A 17204-nucleotide genomic window follows, 5' to 3' on the forward strand; every position below is an offset into this window, starting at 1 on the left:
ATGAACACAGAACACCAGCACCACGCCAACAATGCCCCGGTCGTCACTCACCTGGACGTCATTCCAGTGGCCGGCCACGACAGCATGCTGCTCAACCTCAGCGGCGCCCACGGCCCGTTTTTCACCCGCAATATCGTGATTCTCAAGGACAGCGCCGGGCATATCGGCGTTGGCGAAGTGCCCGGTGGCGAGCGCATCCGCGAAACCCTGGAAGATGCCCGCAGCCTGGTGATCGGCAAGCCCATCGGCCAGTACCAGAGCATTCTCAATGCCATGCGGCGCACCTTTGCGGCCCGAGATAGTGCCGGGCGCGGCCAGCAGACGTTCGACCTGCGCATCACCATCCACGCCGTCACGGCCATGGAAGCGGCGCTGCTGGACTTGCTCGGCCAGTTCCTCGAAGTGCCAGTGGCGGCACTGCTGGGTGAAGGGCAACAGCGGGACACGGTGAAGATGCTCGGTTACCTGTTCTACATCGGTGATCGCCAGCAAACCAACCTGGCTTATCGCAGCGAAGACGATGCAGACGACTGGTTCCGCTTGCGTCACGAACAAGCCATGACTCCCGAGGCGATCGTGCGCCTTGCGGAGGCGGCGAAGGCCCGTTACGGCTTCAACGACTTTAAACTCAAGGGCGGCGTACTGCGCGGCGGCGAAGAAATCGAAGCCGTTACGGCCCTGGCCGAGCGCTTCCCCGATGCCCGGATCACCCTGGACCCGAACGGTGCCTGGTCGTTGAAAGAAGCCATCGCCCTGTGCCGCGACCAGCACCATGTCCTGGCCTACGCCGAAGATCCTTGCGGCGCAGAAAATGGTTATTCGGGACGGGAAGTCATGGCCGAATTCCGGCGCGCTACAGGACTGCCCACCGCGACCAACATGATCGCTACCGACTGGCGAGAAATGGGCCACGCGATCCAGTTGCAGTCGGTGGATATTCCCCTGGCCGACCCGCACTTCTGGACGATGCAAGGCTCGGTTCGGGTGGCGCAGATGTGCCACGAATGGGGCCTGACCTGGGGCTCACACTCCAACAATCACTTTGATATTTCCCTGGCGATGTTCACCCAGGTGGCAGCGGCCGCACCGGGAGACATCACTGCCATCGACACCCACTGGATCTGGCAGGACGGCCAGCGTCTGACCAAGGCACCGTTGCAGATTGTCGACGGCCATATTCAGGTGCCGGCCAAGCCAGGCCTGGGGGTGGACATCGACATGGACGCCGTGGCCCACGCCCACGAACTGTACCAAGGCATGGGCCTTGGCGCGCGCAACGACAGCGTCGCCATGCAGTTCCTGATTCCCGGCTGGACCTTTGATAACAAGCGGCCGTGCCTGGTGCGCTAAACCGCTAACCTCAGCCCATAATCAGCGTGTAGTGCCTGGCGCAGGCGGTCAATTGCGCATTGCCCCAGGCCTTTGATGACACTCGGGTCTTGCTGCTGGAGCGCTTGGGGAGCGTCCCCAGGTATAAAAAACTTAATCCAGTTTCATTTGTTGATGGCCCAGCCTATCGCCTTAATGCTCCCACACGACTTCGTGCACTGGAGCAACAATAATGAAAAAACGCCACCCGGCACTTCAGCTCAATACCTTGGCCGTGGCGCTGGCATTTGCCATGCCGGCCATGAGCTATGCCAGCGATCAGTCCGACTCCAAGGGATTTGTCGCAGACAGCAGTTTAAATATCCTCAACCGCAATATGTTCTGGAACCAGAACGGCAGCGGCACCCACACCCGTGACTGGAGCCAGGCGCTGATGGCGACCTTCAGTTCGGGCTTTACCCAGGGCACCATCGGTGTCGGCGTTGATGCATTTGCCGACCTCGCATTGCGCCTCGACGGGAGCAGCGACCGTGCCGGTGGCCCGAACATTCCATCCGACGCCAATGGCAATCCAGATCACGGCTATGCAAAAGCCGGCGGCGACATCAAGTTCCGCATTTCCAATACCACGCTCAAGGCCGGTGACCTGCAGCCCACGGCACCGGTATTTGCCACCGCCGACAATTACCTGATGCCACAGACCGCAACAGGCTTTCAGATCGACAGCCATGAAATCGCCGGACTGAACCTGGAGGCCGGCCATTACACCTCTGGTACCGGCAACACCACCACGTCGCGCAGCGGCGACATTCTCGCCAGTTATGCCGGTGTGGAAGCGCCATCGGCCAGCTTCGCAGGTGGCAAGTATCAGTTCAGCAAAGAGTTCACCGCGTCGCTTTACGGAGCGCACCTGGAAGATGTCTGGAATCAGTACTACGTCAACTTGAACCTCGTTCATCCGTTGAGCGTCGACCAATCCGTCGCGCTGGACTTCAACCTCTACCGCACCCTGGACGACGGCAGCGCCAAGGCCGGTACCATCGACACCACCGCCGCCTCGCTGTCGGCTGCCTACACCCTGGGCGCGCAAACCTTCACCTTGGCCGGGCAGAAGATCCATGGTGATGAGCCGTTCGACTATGTCGGCTTTGGGGATACCAATGCCGGGGTCGGCGCCGGACGCTACGGTAACTCGATCAACCTCGCTGACTCAGTGCAGTACTCCGACTTCAACGGCCCGGGCGAGAAGTCCTGGCAGATGCGTTATGACCTGGACATGAGCACCTTCGGTGCCCCTGGCCTGAGCTTCATGGCCCGCCATATTCGCGGTTCTGGCATCGACGGTACGCATACGGCGAGCAACTCGGCCTACGCTGGGGTTTATGGGGCCAACGACCAAGAGCACGAAACCGATGCCGAGGTGAAATACGTGGTTCAGAGCGGTCCGGCCAAGAAGCTGACCTTTCACCTGCGGGAGGCTTGGCACGATGGCGATGCTTCCACCGGGGGACATCTGGTGCAGACGCGTCTGATTACTGAGTATCCGTTGAATATTTTCTGAATGGGCTGGTGAAGATCAACTGTAGGAGCTGTCGAGCCCCGGTGAGGCTGCGATAGCGGTGGGTCAGGCTGCATCAATGTTTGCTGTGCCGACGTCATCGCAGCCTCGCCGGGGCTCGACAGCTCCCACAAGGGTTTCACTTCGCTGGCTGGATCTTCATCCTGGCCAAACGTGACGCGCCAACTCACCCCGTACAAACACATCACCACCCCTGCCGCCCATTCCGACAAAAATCGGGATAACCGCATCAACAGTTCTCGTCAGGTTTAAAAACGAGCCACAACGCAGGCCTGAAACAACCCTGTCAGAAAGTTTATCTACCGGAGAACGAACCGCCACCCTCCCTCAGCCAGGATGTGCCCAAGCCTGAGGTCAAGCCCCGACCAGCAGGCCTTGCACGCATATAAATCACTCCTGCCCGAGGCTCGACCCATCATGACCCGCGCCCTCTCTCCCCAAGCCAACTTCAGTATCGCCCTGGTCAATTACAAATCCCTGGAATTGACCAGAATGTGCCTTGATCTGCTGCAAGAAGGCCTGCAACACAGTGGCGTACCGATTTTTGTGGTGGACAACGACTCGTGTGACGCCAGCACCGAATTCCTGCGTACCCGCCAAGGTATCCAGTTGATCGAGCGCAAGAGCGTGGGCCCGGAAGCGGGCAGCATGGCCCATGGCAAAGCCCTGGACTGTGCGCTGGAACAGGTTGAGACCGAATACCTGTTTGTGCTGCACACCGACACCTTCATCTACGACCCCAGTGTGTTCACCCGAATGCTCGAACGCTGCAAGGGCCCGCAAGAAGTGGCCGCCGTCGGTTGCCTGGAGCAACTCAATCGGGGCCCACTCAGAACCGCATGGCGCCTGGGTTCGCGTTTCCTCAAGCACTACACCCGTCGCAGCCTGCGGGCGATGGGCCTGAACGCCAGGGAACCGAAACCCTTCAAGGAAACCCACTTGAAGAGCTTTTGCACCCTGTGGAATGTCCGGCTGATCAAACAGCACGGGCTGCGCTTTCAAATGGACGACCGTAACCCCGGCTACGAACTGCAGGACCGCATGAGCGCCTTGGGCTACCGGATCGACTTTCTATCCCCGCGCACGATTTTCCGTTACCTGGACCATATCCAGAGCGGAACGGTAGCGGCCATGGGCGGCTATGCCGGTAATCACCGGCGCAGCAAAATGTACAAGCGGCTGACCGCCCTTACCGCGTTAGCCAAGCAGCCGTCCTGGGTTCACTGAAGCACGCAAAGGTAGGCAGGCCGGGCCTGCGGCCTTACAGGAAGTCGCCCTTGAGCAAGCGCAGCTCCAGATACTGCAGCAACATGATGGTCTTGCCGTCGACAATCGTGCCGTCGGCAACCTGCGCAATCGCCTCGTCAAATCCCAGCTCCAGCACCTCGATATCCTCGCCCTCTTCTTCCAGTCCACCACCGTCGCCCACCCGATCACCTGGCCGGTATTCACCGATAAAGAAGTGAATTCGCTCAGTCACTGAGCCGGGGCTCATAAAGGCCGAGTAGATCTTCTCGACATGACTTACCCGGTAGCCGGTCTCTTCCTCCGCCTCCAGGCGAATGCGTTCTTCGGGGCTGGCATTGTCCAGCAAGCCCGCCGCAGCCTCGACCAGATAACCATCGTAACCGTTGACGAAAGTCGGCATGCGGAACTGGCGGATCAGCAGGACCGTGCGCTGCTCACGGTTGTACAACAGAATGGTCGCGCCGTTGCCACGATCGTAGACCTCCCGGGTCTGGGCCTGCCAGCTGCCGTCGCGGCGACGCAGGTCAAAGCTGTATTTCTTCAGCACGTACCAGTTGTCGGAGAGGGTTTCTTCGCCAGTGATACGAACGGGGCTGTTTTCCATGACGGGGCCTTTTTGTCTTGTGTTATTCAGCATGTCGTGCAAAATCGTGCACAGTCAAGAAAAAGCGTGCAGAGAGCAGCCAATGCTAACCCGTCAACGCAAGCAATACCTCATGGATTTATTGCGCCAGGAAGGCCGATTGGTGGCCAAGGAGTTGAGCTGCACGCTTGCCGTGTCGGAGGACACCATTCGGCGCGACCTGCGGGAAATGGCCAAGGAGGGCTTGCTGCTGCGGGTTCACGGCGGAGCACTGCCCGCCTCGCCGGCAATCGCCGATTTCACCGTGCGTGAACACCTGGTCCCCGAAGAAAAAATCGCCATCGGCCGAGCGGCTGCGCAGTTGGTGCAACCCGGCCAAGTGGTGTTTATCGATGGCGGTACCACCTGCCTGCAATTGGCACATCATCTACCGACGGACTTGAAGGCCACTGTGATCACTCATAGCCCGTCCATTGCCATGGCACTGGTAGATCATTCAGAGATCGAAGTGATCATGCTGGGCGGCCGACTTTTCCGGCACTCCCAGGTGGGTGTAGGTGCGGCAACGCTGGAAGCGATCGGTCGGGTAAGGGCAGACCTGTATTTCATGGGTGTATGCAGTGTGCATCCCACCGCTGGCTTATCGACCGGCGACTTTGAGGAGGCCGTGATCAAGCGAGCCTTGTGCCAGGCGGCAGCGGAAACCATCGTTCTGGCAACCTCGGAGAAGCTGACCACCGCATCGCCGTATCAGGTAGTCGAATTGGCCAGCATCAGTGCGATTGTGCTGTTGGCCAGCACTTCCCCCGCACTGCGAGAACCCTATGAAAAGCAGGGTATCTCGCTCTATTTGGCCTGATATCCCTTTGCTTTCCTGCTGCTGAAACACTTTGCAAGCAATCCTGGATGACGGCTGTCGAAATATTTCCTGCATGACCAGGGCTTCTGTTAAAACCCGTGCTCCGCTTGCACCTTGGAACCTCCATGCCCTCACGTCTTCTCTCCCGCTTCGGCCTTCGCTGGTTTCCCCTGCTGTGCATGGCTGTCTTGATTATTGGTTTGCCAGTAGGTTGCGCAGTGCTTCAACACAAAGAACGGGAATTGGTGTTTCGCATCGAGCCCGGCACCGCCAGTTGGTACAGCGGCCTGCCACGGAGCGTGCAGGAGTTCGAACTCAAACCCGCCAGCTTCAAGTCAGGGCAAAACATTCATGGCTGGTGGTGGCCGGCCGAGAAGAAAAACGCGCCGGCGATTCTTTACCTGCATGGTGTGCGCTGGAACCTCACCGGTCAGTTATTCCGCATTGAACAACTGCACGCCCTGGGCTTCTCGGTGCTGGCCATCGACTACCGTGGATTCGGCCAAAGCCACGGCGATTTGCCGTCGGAAGCCAGTGTCTACGAGGACGCTCGCGTCGCCTGGGAACGCTTCAAGCTGCTGCAACCTGATCCCAATAAGCGCCTGATCTATGGCCACTCCCTCGGCGGCGCAGTGGCCATCGACCTGGCGGCGGAGCTGGGCAAGCAGGCCGCTGACAATCACGTGCCTGCCCCAGTACGAGGGTTGGTGATCGAGTCCACCTTCACCTCCCTGGCCGATGCTGCCACGGCGGTCGCCAACACCTCCCTACCGGTGCGCTGGTTGCTGTCGCAGAAGTTCGACTCCATCGACAAGATCGCCGATATCCACATGCCGCTGCTGGTGGTACATGGCCTGGATGACCGCTACGTACCACCGCGTTTCAGCGAAGCACTGTTCAAGGCGGCCCAGGAACCCAAGCGCCTGTTGCTGGTGCCCGGCGCCAGCCATAACAACAGCATGAGCCTGGCAGGTCGCAGTTATCGCCAGGCCTTGGATAACCTGATGAAGTCCAAGGCACCCGCTCAGGTTGCCGGACCTACACACCTACCTTCCACAGGTCCCACCGGTGACTCGTAAACCCGCATTCCGGCACCGATATTGCCGATGCCTGTCAAGCGTAACCCCACGCCATACTGGCTCGCAGCAGGGGTTGATCAAATATTGACCTGACGTTAAATCGCCATCCCTGCCGGGCTCCGGCAGGGTTATCCACAGAGATACCCACGGTTTTCGTGGACAACTCTTTTCACGTTTTTACGATGTTTTTATCCCGGAAAAGTCCCCGGCAGCAAAATATCCCGAGTGACTTGGCGAATATCGTTATACCCACACAGCGCCATGGACACATCCAGCTCACGGGCAATAATGTCCAGCGCCTTGGTCACACCCGCCTCACCCATAGCCCCCAGACCATACAGATGCGGCCTGCCAATCATCGTCCCTTTGGCTCCCAACGCTACCGCCTTGAGTACGTCCTGGCCGCTGCGGATACCGCCATCGAGCCACACCTCAATGCGCTCACCCACCGCCTCGACGATGGCCGGCAACTGGCTGATGCTCGATGGCGCGCCGTCGAGCTGACGCCCGCCGTGGTTGCTGACCACCAGTGCGTCAGCCCCGGAGTCCGCCGCGAGCCGCGCGTCTTCCACATCCAGAATGCCCTTGATGATCAACTTACCGCCCCAGCAGCGCTTGATCCACTCGACATCAGCCCAACTCAGGCGAGGGTCAAATTGCTGGGCGGTCCACGAGGACAGGGAACTCATGTCGGCCACGCCTTTGACGTGGCCGACGATATTGCCGAAACCGTGGCGTTTGGTGCCCAGCATGCCCAAGGCCCAGCGCGGCTTGGTCATGATGTTCAGCAGGTTGGGCAACGTGAGTTTAGGGGGCGCCGACAGGCCGTTGATCAAGTCCTTGTGACGTTGCCCGAGGATTTGCAGGTCCAGGGTCAGTACCAGCGCATCCACCCCGGCCGCCTTGGCCCGCTCGATCAACTGTTCGATAAAGGCGCGGTCACGCATCACGTACAACTGGAACCAGAAGGGTTTGCCAACGTGCTCAGCAATGTCTTCCAGGGAGCAGATGCTCATGGTCGACAGGGTGTAACGCAGACCAAACGCCGCCGCTGCACGCGCGGTGAGAATCTCGCCATCGGCGTGCTGCATGCCGGCCAGGCCCGTGGGCGCGAGGGCCACCGGCATGGCCATGTCCTGGCCGATCATCGTCGCGCGGATCGAGCGCTCATCGATGTCGCGCGCTACCCGCTGGCGAAACTTGATCCGGGCAAAGTCGCTTTCATTGGCCCGGTAAGTACTCTCGGTCCACGACCCGGAATCGGCGTAGTCGTAGAACATTCGTGGTACGCGTTTTTGTGCCAGTTTGCGCAAGTCTTCGATGGTTGTGATCAGCGTCATCAATGTCACCTCTCCCTGAACGAGTCCAGAGAGTAACCGCCGATCCTGCGTGTCACCAGTACTGCTGCCTGCTGCGACGAGGAATCGACTGGGTGACACTCAGAAAGAGCGGCTCGGCCAGCCGCGTGCTGATGCGCGCATAGTAGACCGCCAACACTCGACTTTCGGGCATGTCGGCAAGGCTGCGAAAGTTCAGGTAGCGTTGCTCCGGCAGCTTCAGATGGGCGGCACTGTAGCTTGCGTTGGGCGTGTCTTGGGCCGGGTAATGAAAATGTGCATAAGCCACCGCCTTCCTGGACGTGTCGCGAATCACATATTCCTGCAGATAGTCATTGTCGTGCTTGAGTTTGATGCGCCCCTCCACCAGCAAGATATCGACCTGGCCCTGGCTTTTTAGGTAATCGATCCTGGCTTCTTCAGGGGGATTGCGCAGGATAATGTCGATACGCACCTGTTTCCCCTGCTCCACCAAACGAGACGAGGCGTTCCCAAGAGCGTCCAACAGTTGCTCTGCCGTTACATCTGGCTTTTTGCCTTGCGTGATGAGCGTGTCACGAATCTTTCCGGCCACTTCGTTCATCGCTTCAGCCAGGTGCGTCAGTTGCGCTTGCGCGCTGATCGGCGTGTTGGAGGACTGTGCCTCTTTGCTCACCTGGCGACTGACCATCGCTTCCTTCTTCAGCAGCGCCTCGGCATCTGCCTGTAACTTGCGCAATGATCGCGCAGGCCTCACCACCGGACTGGGTGCGTCGACAACTTGCTCCCATTCGCCGGCGACGGAGCTCTGGCGAAAGCTGGCGACCGGGGTATGGTCGACAGGATCGCTGACATCCACGATCTCGCCCGCCGCACCGATGTCTGCGGGCGCACTCGCCCCGCCTGAATCCGATTTTTGCGGTCGCGTACCAGACGCCGGCCCGAGTCCCGCAGCGCAGTGGGCGTCGGTCTGATGGCGGGCTCTTCGGCTTGCTCCCTGAGTGCCAGGGCCAATGTGTGCTGAGCTTCCTGGCGTACCCCCTCGATCTGGCGGTGCAGCCCCCTGACCATGTCCTGGTCAATCAGGTCTGGCACGCTATCACCATAAAAACGCAGCCATCCCTGGGCATCCGCGTACTCCTGGAGAATCCCCTCCAACCCCTGGACTCGCTCCTCCAGACTGACGAGACCGGGCTCCTGCAAGGTCTTCTGTGAGCATGCCGCCAGCAGCACCTGATCACCTAGCCGCTTGAGGTCCACAAAGTCGTCGAACTCCTCCGGGAGCGGACGCCGGCGCAGCACCAGCCCCTGGTAGACCTTCAACTGTACGATCTTCCAGTCCAGCGGCGTTGCCGGCAGCGCCAGTACCTGCGCCAACGGGCTCGCTGACAAGTCGAACCCCGGCACGTTCAACAACTCACCAAAGCGCGCCAACTCCAGGATACTCAGGTCAATCAACTGATCGTTGTACCCGGCGACTTTCATCAAGTACCCATGCATCGCCTCGTGAGCGGATTGGGCCTGGGCCGAGTCTTCATCGTCGAGCTGCGAGAGCCAAACCTGACGTAGCTCCTCGGTCGGGCCCGCCGCCTGGCGCGCCAGAATCAGCAGAGCCATTTGTTGGCGCAGATTTTCCACGTGCCTCTCAAGTTGCATGATCAGCTCCGTTTCATAGCCAACCATGGGTTTATTGGCGTTCATTGCCTTGAGCAGGTCCATTTTGTCGAACTGGCATCGATTTTCATCCTGTAGTTCTTTCAGATAACGCACGGCAATGGCCTGGCGCTGGGGATCGGTAAACTTTTGCGCGTTGGATGCATGAGCACTTTCATGGAGTGTGAAGGCCGCATCGACTCCACGCTCGGCATTCACCAGCCGGGCGGTCAAAAGGTTGTAACGTTGCTCAAGTTCCACGTTGTAGCGGCGGATCTCTTCGCGCCGAGCGGCAGCGGGCTTCTTCGGCCCGCCCCCAAGCAACCGCATGTCAAAATCGAAATGCCACAGATCGTTACGCCCCCGTTTGAGCCAAGGCCCCCAGCGCGTTGGCTGTTTCAGATCGACCACCCTCAACTCACCTTCAAAGAGACTGACGGCATAGAACCCGCCCTCGATAACCGCATGATGGTGCCACTTTTGCGGCCCGATACTGACCCGCACCAGTCCGCGGGCGGTCCCCGTTTTTTCAATATTGCTCGGAATATTCGGCCACGCCTGCCCAGGACCGGGGCGCCATTTGAAGGTCTCGATCGCTGCCAACTGGGCCGTGGACAATCGCTGATTGGCATTTGCCCAGGAAAAATCCATTGCCGTGATATCGCCCAGGGTACGGCGCCAGGGGAACCTCGCCGCCGGCAGCTGAACGTGAACCGGACTGCTCATTACCTCAGGCAAGTGCCTGATTTCGGGTTTCGCTTCATTCAGCCCGAGTCGTTCATCAAGCCCCATCACACGGCTCGTGAGCAGGCCTGAGAGGCTCGCAATCAAATCGGTAACGACTGCCGCACGGGCAGCCTGATCAGCATCCTGGGGCAAGGTCACGAGCGCCTGGGTTGAAGCCAGTATCTGGCTCAACCACCCCGCGACAGCGACCGGCCCTCGCAGCAACGGCAACAACACATTGAACAACTGCCAGAGATCATTCTTGAAGACGGTCCAGCGCAACTCTTCGTTGGAGGCGGACTGCTTGTCGGCCTGCCGCCACAGGCTGATGGCGTTTTCCTTGAACACCACATCGAGGAAACCCTCCGGAATTTCCAAGTCACTTAGCAACGCGGGGCTGGGCTGTGTAACTGACTCGAACTCATCTCCTTGCAAAAAACGCCTTGCGTTCGGGCTGCGGAAACCGCCGTTGCCGAACAGTGCCCGACTGCGCTCGGACATACTGTCGAGGACAATATGCTGCAGCTCACTGCCCGGACGCATGACCTCATCAAGCAATGCCTGGCGACTGTCGAATTGCCTGAGGGCATTCACACTCGAAGGGTGATAAAGAATGTGCGGTAATGGGGTGTTATCCCGGGGGCCAATCACAAACAGGTTAAACGCCCGGTGCACTGACCCGCCCGCATGCTCCAGAAAGGCCAGGTGGCGCGCCACAATCGCCTCGCCGTCGACCACCCGCGACGTCGCTTCGGCCTGCATAATGGCCTGCATCACCCGATAGCCGGATGGGGTAAGGCCGCCGTGGCCTCGCAGCATGTATTCAAAGGCCTGCATCGGCAGTTGTACGCTCATCTGGTCAACGAAGAGTCGCCTTCGCCGATCGGCCTCGACCGCGTCGAGAATCAGCCGGTCCTTGAGCAGCATTGGATAGTGTTTGCCAATATCCACGGCGCTAATAAGACGCTTGAGATAACTGGGCGTTATCCACTTCGCAGGCCTTCCATCGGCGACTGCCTGGTTGCGTATATCAAGCCGCGCATAGGGCGTCATAAACGGGTTTTCCAGGGCGTATTGAGTCAGCGTGTGCGACACGCTTTCTGTCCACCCCACCGTGGAGCCCTGGGTGCGCACAAAAGTCAGTACGTAATTATCCGGATCGACCGTTACCTCCCGGGGATGATCCAGGGCCATTTGCCGCTGCAACGCCTTGCGGGCATAGACATCAATCGGATCGATGCCGTCGAGAAAACCCACCCCAGCCGCCCGTTGCTGGACATCCGCCAACCGCGCCAGCCAATGGCCGTAGGTCTTGCGATCAAGCGCCGAGGCTGTCTGCAACCACAACGGCAGTTGCTCCTCGCTAAGCTCTCGCGCAGCGTCAGAATCAAACCAAGCCAGGGGCGATGTCAGGGTACTGAGCAGTTTTTTATAGCTGGCGACCCGGGGAAGTTGCGTCCAATCGATCACGGATATATCCCGTAACTGCTTCTCCAGAAGACTCTGGGCCAGACTATCGAAAACATCGCCTTCGGGCTCCTTGAGGGTCCATTGGAGGACTTGATCGGGCGCGTAGTGACTCATGTAGCGTGGCAACAAGCTTCCTAACTGGTCCAGTGAGTCGAGCCTGAGCAGATACGAAGCCGGACTGTAGACATGAACACTGGCCCCCTGGAGCCTTTGAAAAACCAACAGCGGTACCCATTGCCCAAGCTGCGCACCACTGGCAACGTAGACCTGAGATATGTGTAACGCGTCGGGCCCTCCAAACCGTTGCCGATCCGCCTTACTCGGGTAGATTCCGTTCAGCAGCAATTGCTGCGACTCGCTGAGTGGTGGAATCTGTCGAGCGGTTTTCAAGCACTTTCGCAGCTGCTCACTGACCAAGCGCCACCGGGTCGACAACGGGTCCTGCGAAGAGATGCCATTCCAGTACTGCACCATCCGCGCCTGGAGCGCCGGGACCAGATCGGACGCCAGCGAGTTGAGCATGAACTCCAGGTCATCTACCGAAAACGCTGTGTTTTCCGGTGTGACACTCGTGCTCGTGCCCCCCACCAACACTTGATGGTAGTTAGGTGTGTAGTTCAGCGGTTGCCGGCTCATGCAGCGCGAAATCAAGGCATCGCTCAGCGACGTCAACTGACCGTAGGTCAAAGAGTCGCCTGCCCGCTGTATTACGCCAATCCATAAGGTATGGGCACGCACTAGCGAGCCTGTAAACCAGTCATTGATCCAGTCATTGATCAGGGACTCGGCGACGTCCTCCAACCTGGGACGGCCCGCGAACTCCTTGGCAAGGTAATCGCGGGACATGCGGATCTGTTCAAGCGCTATCTGAGGCTTACTCATCGGGGGGGGGTCCTGACTTTAGTGAGCACCAAAACTTAACGCGTGCCCCACACCGTTCAGGGGTAGATAGTTAGGCCCCGTTCAAGCCTGCATAACCACACATTGTCTTTGGCAAACTCACGGGTATAATCCAGCATAAACACGCACTAACAGGCATAAACATGCACAGCACAATTGATCTGCCCTCTCTGCGTAAACAAAAAATCCTGCTGCTGCTGGAACGCGACGGTAAAGTCATGGCATCGGAACTGGTGGATCATTTCGCTGTGTCCCAAGACACGATCCGTCGCGACCTCGGCGAACTGGCGTCAGCCGGCCTGCTACAGCGCGTCCACGGTGGTGCCTTGCCGCGCCCCAAGGACACTGGCAAGGACTACTTCACCCGGGTCAGTGAAACCAATGAGATAAAAAGACACCTGGCCCAGCTCGCGGCCAATCGTGCGCAGGACGGCCAGATCGTGCTGTTCGACTCTGGCACCACCACCTTGCAGATCGCCCAGTCACTCCCCCGCAACCTCACCCTGACGGCGGTGACCAACTCGCCACTGATCGCGGTTGCCCTGGCGGAGCACCCGCTCATCACGGTGATTCTGGCCGGCGGCCAGCTCAATCCGGCGACCATGGCCGCCACCGGCCATGAAGCCGTGCGGCTGATCCAGGGCATCAAGGCTGATCTGTTGTTCACCGGTGTCTGCGCCCTGCATCCGCAGATCGGCATCAGCTCATTGCACTACGATGAAGTCGCGGTGAAACAGGCTATGCTCGACAGCGCTTCCCACGTCGTGGCAGTGACCCTGGCCGATAAACTGGGCGCCTCGGAACCCTTCGTCGTTGCGCCTTGCTCGCGGATTCATACATTGATCACCGAAGAATCCGTGGCCCCAGGCAGCATTGACAGCTATCGCCAGATGGGGATCGAAGTGGTGCAAGCGGATGCGTGAATAGCTGGAAATGATGTTCGTCACTCCCTTCAAGAGGAGCATGCTGATGACGTTTCGCACCCTGATACTGGATGCCCCTGGCCCTGCGCTCCTGTTCGAAGAAATTGATCGTTTTCTTGAGCTGGGCCTATCAATCACGCTGAACCTTCACTACCTGAGCGAGAAGGACAACATCCAACAACGCTACGGCGAACGCATTCGCTACACAGACATCAACTGCCATGACCGAGCGGCGTTTATCGCCGCTGTCGTAGAAGCCGGCGGTTACAGCGCGTTCAAGACTCGGTTGAACATTCCCCTTGATGACGAACTGATAAAAGCCGTCGCTTCACCAGCCCTGGCGACCCCATTGCGAGCCATCGCCCAGGCGGGCGTTGGGCTTAACCATATCGATCGGCAAGAAGCCGCTCGAAGGAACGTGGCCATTCTGAACACGCCGGGCTCCAACGCGACAGCCGTGGCTGAGTACGTCCTGGCCCAGGCGTTGTTCCTGGCCCGTGACCTCAATCACTACAACAGCGAAACCCACAAAGGCCAATGGTCAAAAGGCACGCTCGCTCCTGCGTTGGAAATTGCCGAACTCACCCTCGGGCTGGTAGGCACGGGGCGCATTGCCCAGGAAGTGGCGCGCAAAGCCCAGGCGCTGGGCATGAGGGTCATCGCTACGGGCTCCGAGCATTTCACCGAGCAAGTGGCACAAGAACTTGGCCTTGAACGAAGGGCAACACTCAGCCAACTGTTGGGCGAGGCTGACATTGTGTCCATCCACACCCCACTCACACCGCTCACTCGTGGCCTGTTCGGGAGCCCCGCCTTTGCCCTGATGCGCCCAGGCTCGATCCTGATCAATACCGCACGCGGCGGCATCATCGACGAGGCTCAGTTGGCGACGTTCATGGCCCAATATCCCGGGCATATCAAAGCCGTGGCCATCGACACCTTCGCCCTGGAAAAGGATCGCTTCAACTCACCCTTGGTGGGCATCACCAACGCCGTCTTGACACCTCACATCGCGGGTAATACCCACACTGCAATCAGCGCTGCGTCGAGGCAAATCGTCGACAAGATCTACGCGTTCAACCAAGAACTTGCCCAGGCCACGACGACCTGAGATCAACCGATCCGCTTACAAGACAAGCGCCCTCGGGCACCTGTCTGTTTGCCGGTTCGGCCTCAACCCTTGCTGTGCTCCGACGACGCTGCGCCCCTGCCAAAAAGACCCCAGAGGATCAACCCCAGCAACGGCATGAAGATAATCACTACCAGCCACAGCCCCTTGTTTTCCCAGAGACTGCTGCTGCGCAACACCTGGTTGATCGCCCACAGCTCCGCCAGCACCAGCAGCACGGCCAAGCCAATCCAGACATATTCTATTTGCATGATTCACCTCCTGAGGTCTCAGGTATTAGGTCAAGAGACACGCATGAGGGTTCATTAAAATTGCAGGAAAGGCTCATTCCCCAGTGCTGGACAACGACGATTCATTGTCTTGGGTCTGATCAAACTGCTCCCGAGAGCGCCTGAAACCTTCCGCGTTTTCCACCACCCAGGTCCACAGCGGAATCATATGCACCAGCAGTTCTTTGCCCAGGCCCGACAGTTCATACTCGACCTTGGGCGGCACCTCCTGAAAGTCGTGGCGCAGCACCAGGCCATCGCGTTCCAGCTGGCGCAATGTGCGCGTCAGCATGCGCTGGGTGACGCCCTCCATGCGCCGGCCGATCTCGGCATGGCGCAGGCGCCCGTTAACCCCCAGCACATGCACAATGCCCAACGACCAGCGGTTTCCCGCATGGGTCAGCACTTGGCGTTTAAGCCCGTCGTCATCGGCGCTGAGGGCTTCGCAGGCGGCTTGTGAGCGCCTGATGATCTCGTCGTTATCCATGTCGTTCTCCCGGTATCACGGGTGTGCCTTCTTATGCGCGGTTGGTAATTCTGCAAGCATGACACGACTTTCACCTGGCAACCGCCCCCAACGGAGAACCCTATGACTTCGACGCTGAACACTTCCATCCTCGTGCTGGGCGCCGGCGAACTCGGCATGGCTGTGCTGCGAGAGGTGGCCGTTATGGCAGCCCCTCGCGACGTGCGGGTCACCGTCTTATTACGCCCCGCCACACTGCAATCCACCGCCGCCGACAAGCAAAAAGACCTCGCTGAATTGCGCGCCTTGGGCATTGAGCTGCTGGCCGGCGATCTGGTGAACGACTCTCAAACCGACCTCGCTGCAGTGTTCGCACCGTTCGACACGGTGATCAGTTGCATCGGTTTTGCCGCTGGCCCCGGCACCCAGCGCAAACTGGCGCGCGCAGCCATCGAAGGCGGCGTGAAACGCTTTGTGCCGTGGCAGTTTGGGGTCAATTACGACGTGATCGGTCGTGGCAGCGCGCAGGACCTGTTCGATGAACAACTGGATGTGCGCGACCTGCTGCGCGCCCAGCACGGCACGCAATGGATCATCGTTTCCACCGGGATGTTCACCAGTTTTCTGTTCGAGCCCTCCTTCGGAGTGGTGGACCTGGCGCAAAACACCGTGCATGCCCTGGGAGATTGGGACACCGCTGTCACCGTCACCACACCGAAGGACATTGGCCGGCTGACGGCGCAGATTGTGTTTGCCGAACCGCCCATCGCCAACCAGGTGGTCTACACCGCCGGCGATACCCTGACCTACGGCCAACTGGCGGATACCGTCGACACGGCGCTCGGTCGCACGGTAACGCGTGTGCGCTGGTCGATACCCGAGTTGCAATCCGATCTGTCTAAAGCGCCCGAAGACAGCCTCAAGAAATACCGCGTGGTGTTCGCTCAAGGCAAAGGCGTGGCCTGGGACCCGGCCAACACCTTCAATGCCCAACGGCAGATTGCCGTGACCGGCGTTGCCGAGTGGATCCGTCACAACCTCAAGGCACCGCTAACCAGCGTCTGAACCCACGCTTGCCGGGCAACGGGCACCAGGCAAAATCCCAAGGCAGTGGCGGCAGCTCCTCTTCCGATAACACCGTGCTGCATCCTGCGTCCTTCCAGTCGACGATCCGGATGGGCGCCCCTTGCCAGGCAAGCACCAGCCCCTGGGCCTGGCTGTCGTCAGTGTTGATCCAGCGCGCAGCGGCAGCAGTCATGAACACCTCAATCGTCTCTTCATCGATCTGTGCTCGATACCGGGAGCTCAGCAACCAACGACAGATACTCAAGTGATACGTCCAATTTTGCGGCGCACGGTTTCGGTAAGCCCAGGTCATGAAGCTGCGAAACAGGTTCAAGCCCTCCGGTGGATCGAGCTTGAGCAATCCCGGACAGACGTCGAACAAGGTATGCCAGTAAGGCAATAACCGAGCATCCAGATGGACAAAACAACGGGAGTTGCTCGGGTAATCAGGGAACGGTAGCAGCACGTCGCCGCGCGGCTGGCTGCGGGAGGTCTTGCTGACCAGACGCGCAGCGCCTGAAGGCAGAAGATAGGCCATGGAACACACTCACACTCGTGACGATTGACGCTGGCCGCCAATAACGGCGCAACGCACAGCAGGCGCCCTGAT

Annotated in this window: 15 protein-coding genes; 8 read left to right on the top strand and 7 right to left on the bottom strand. The window is 59.4% G+C overall.

Annotated features, from left to right (window positions below):
- The 3 genes from gudD (at window position 1) to HKK55_RS11870 (ending at window position 4135) form a co-directional block, all read left to right on the top strand.
- Window positions 1-1350, top strand: a complete 1350-nt coding sequence (gene gudD, locus HKK55_RS11860) for a glucarate dehydratase (RefSeq protein WP_169354850.1) — start codon at window positions 1-3, stop codon at window positions 1348-1350.
- A gap of 211 nt (window positions 1351-1561) precedes the next feature.
- Window positions 1562-2890 carry an OprD family porin gene (locus tag HKK55_RS11865; RefSeq protein WP_169354851.1) on the top strand — a complete coding sequence of 443 codons (1329 nt, stop codon included), beginning with the start codon at window positions 1562-1564 and terminating at the stop codon, window positions 2888-2890.
- Between the two features lie 435 nt (window positions 2891-3325).
- Window positions 3326-4135 (top strand): glycosyltransferase, encoded by an 810-nt coding sequence (locus tag HKK55_RS11870; protein WP_169354852.1) that lies wholly within the window; start codon window positions 3326-3328, stop codon window positions 4133-4135.
- Window positions 4136-4169: 34 nt separating this feature from the next.
- Here HKK55_RS11870 and HKK55_RS11875 read toward each other — a convergent pair whose 3' ends face one another.
- Window positions 4170-4760 carry an NUDIX domain-containing protein gene (locus HKK55_RS11875; protein WP_169354853.1) on the bottom strand — a complete coding sequence of 197 codons (591 nt, stop codon included), beginning with the start codon at window positions 4758-4760 and terminating at the stop codon, window positions 4170-4172.
- Window positions 4761-4842: 82 nt separating this feature from the next.
- On the opposite strand from HKK55_RS11875, the gene HKK55_RS11880 reads away from it, so the two are divergent.
- Window positions 4843-5598 (top strand): DeoR/GlpR family DNA-binding transcription regulator, encoded by a 756-nt coding sequence (locus HKK55_RS11880; RefSeq protein ID WP_169354854.1) that lies wholly within the window; start codon window positions 4843-4845, stop codon window positions 5596-5598.
- Window positions 5599-5723: 125 nt separating this feature from the next.
- Complete coding sequence (locus HKK55_RS11885; protein WP_169354855.1) at window positions 5724-6677, top strand: alpha/beta hydrolase; 954 nt, start codon at window positions 5724-5726, stop codon at window positions 6675-6677.
- Window positions 6678-6865: 188 nt separating this feature from the next.
- Here HKK55_RS11885 and HKK55_RS11890 read toward each other — a convergent pair whose 3' ends face one another.
- The 3 genes from HKK55_RS11890 to HKK55_RS11900 are packed head-to-tail and all read right to left on the bottom strand — an operon-like array spanning window position 6866 to window position 12724.
- Window positions 6866-8017, bottom strand: coding sequence for an alpha-hydroxy acid oxidase (locus HKK55_RS11890; protein ID WP_169354856.1), 1152 nt, complete (start codon window positions 8015-8017; stop codon window positions 6866-6868).
- Window positions 8018-8069: 52 nt separating this feature from the next.
- Window positions 8070-8852 (bottom strand): hypothetical protein, encoded by a 783-nt coding sequence (locus tag HKK55_RS11895; protein WP_169354857.1) that lies wholly within the window; start codon window positions 8850-8852, stop codon window positions 8070-8072.
- A complete protein-coding gene (locus HKK55_RS11900; RefSeq protein WP_169354858.1) occupies window positions 8747-12724 on the bottom strand; it encodes a DUF6543 domain-containing protein in 3978 nt (1325 codons plus the stop codon). Before HKK55_RS11900 ends, HKK55_RS11895 begins: the two co-directional genes overlap by 106 nt.
- 161 nt (window positions 12725-12885) lie before the next feature.
- On the opposite strand from HKK55_RS11900, the gene HKK55_RS11905 reads away from it, so the two are divergent.
- Together HKK55_RS11905 and HKK55_RS11910 are read left to right on the top strand one after the other, a co-directional pair.
- Complete coding sequence (locus tag HKK55_RS11905; protein ID WP_169354859.1) at window positions 12886-13665, top strand: DeoR/GlpR family DNA-binding transcription regulator; 780 nt, start codon at window positions 12886-12888, stop codon at window positions 13663-13665.
- Window positions 13666-13711: 46 nt separating this feature from the next.
- Complete coding sequence (locus tag HKK55_RS11910; RefSeq protein WP_169354860.1) at window positions 13712-14776, top strand: D-isomer specific 2-hydroxyacid dehydrogenase family protein; 1065 nt, start codon at window positions 13712-13714, stop codon at window positions 14774-14776.
- A gap of 62 nt (window positions 14777-14838) precedes the next feature.
- Here HKK55_RS11910 and HKK55_RS11915 read toward each other — a convergent pair whose 3' ends face one another.
- The gene (locus HKK55_RS11915) at window positions 14839-15045 is read right to left on the bottom strand and encodes a PLDc N-terminal domain-containing protein (RefSeq protein WP_169354861.1); all 207 of its coding nucleotides are present in this window, start codon (window positions 15043-15045) and stop codon (window positions 14839-14841) included.
- 73 nt (window positions 15046-15118) lie between these two features.
- Window positions 15119-15550: a helix-turn-helix domain-containing protein gene (locus HKK55_RS11920; protein WP_169354862.1), complete on the bottom strand. Its 432-nt coding sequence runs from the start codon at window positions 15548-15550 to the stop codon at window positions 15119-15121.
- 102 nt (window positions 15551-15652) lie between these two features.
- Here HKK55_RS11920 and HKK55_RS11925 point away from each other — a divergent pair, with 102 nt between their 5' ends.
- Window positions 15653-16594, top strand: coding sequence for an aromatic alcohol reductase (locus HKK55_RS11925; protein WP_169354863.1), 942 nt, complete (start codon window positions 15653-15655; stop codon window positions 16592-16594).
- Here HKK55_RS11925 and HKK55_RS11930 read toward each other — a convergent pair.
- Entirely contained in the window at window positions 16569-17132 is a 564-nt protein-coding gene (locus HKK55_RS11930) for a putative natural product biosynthesis protein (protein ID WP_169354864.1), read from the bottom strand. The genes HKK55_RS11925 and HKK55_RS11930 overlap by 26 nt on opposite strands.
- Window positions 17133-17204: the final 72 nt, after the last annotated feature.

It is taken from the genome of Pseudomonas sp. ADAK18 (genome assembly GCF_012935695.1).
Lineage (GTDB): Bacteria > Pseudomonadota > Gammaproteobacteria > Pseudomonadales > Pseudomonadaceae > Aquipseudomonas.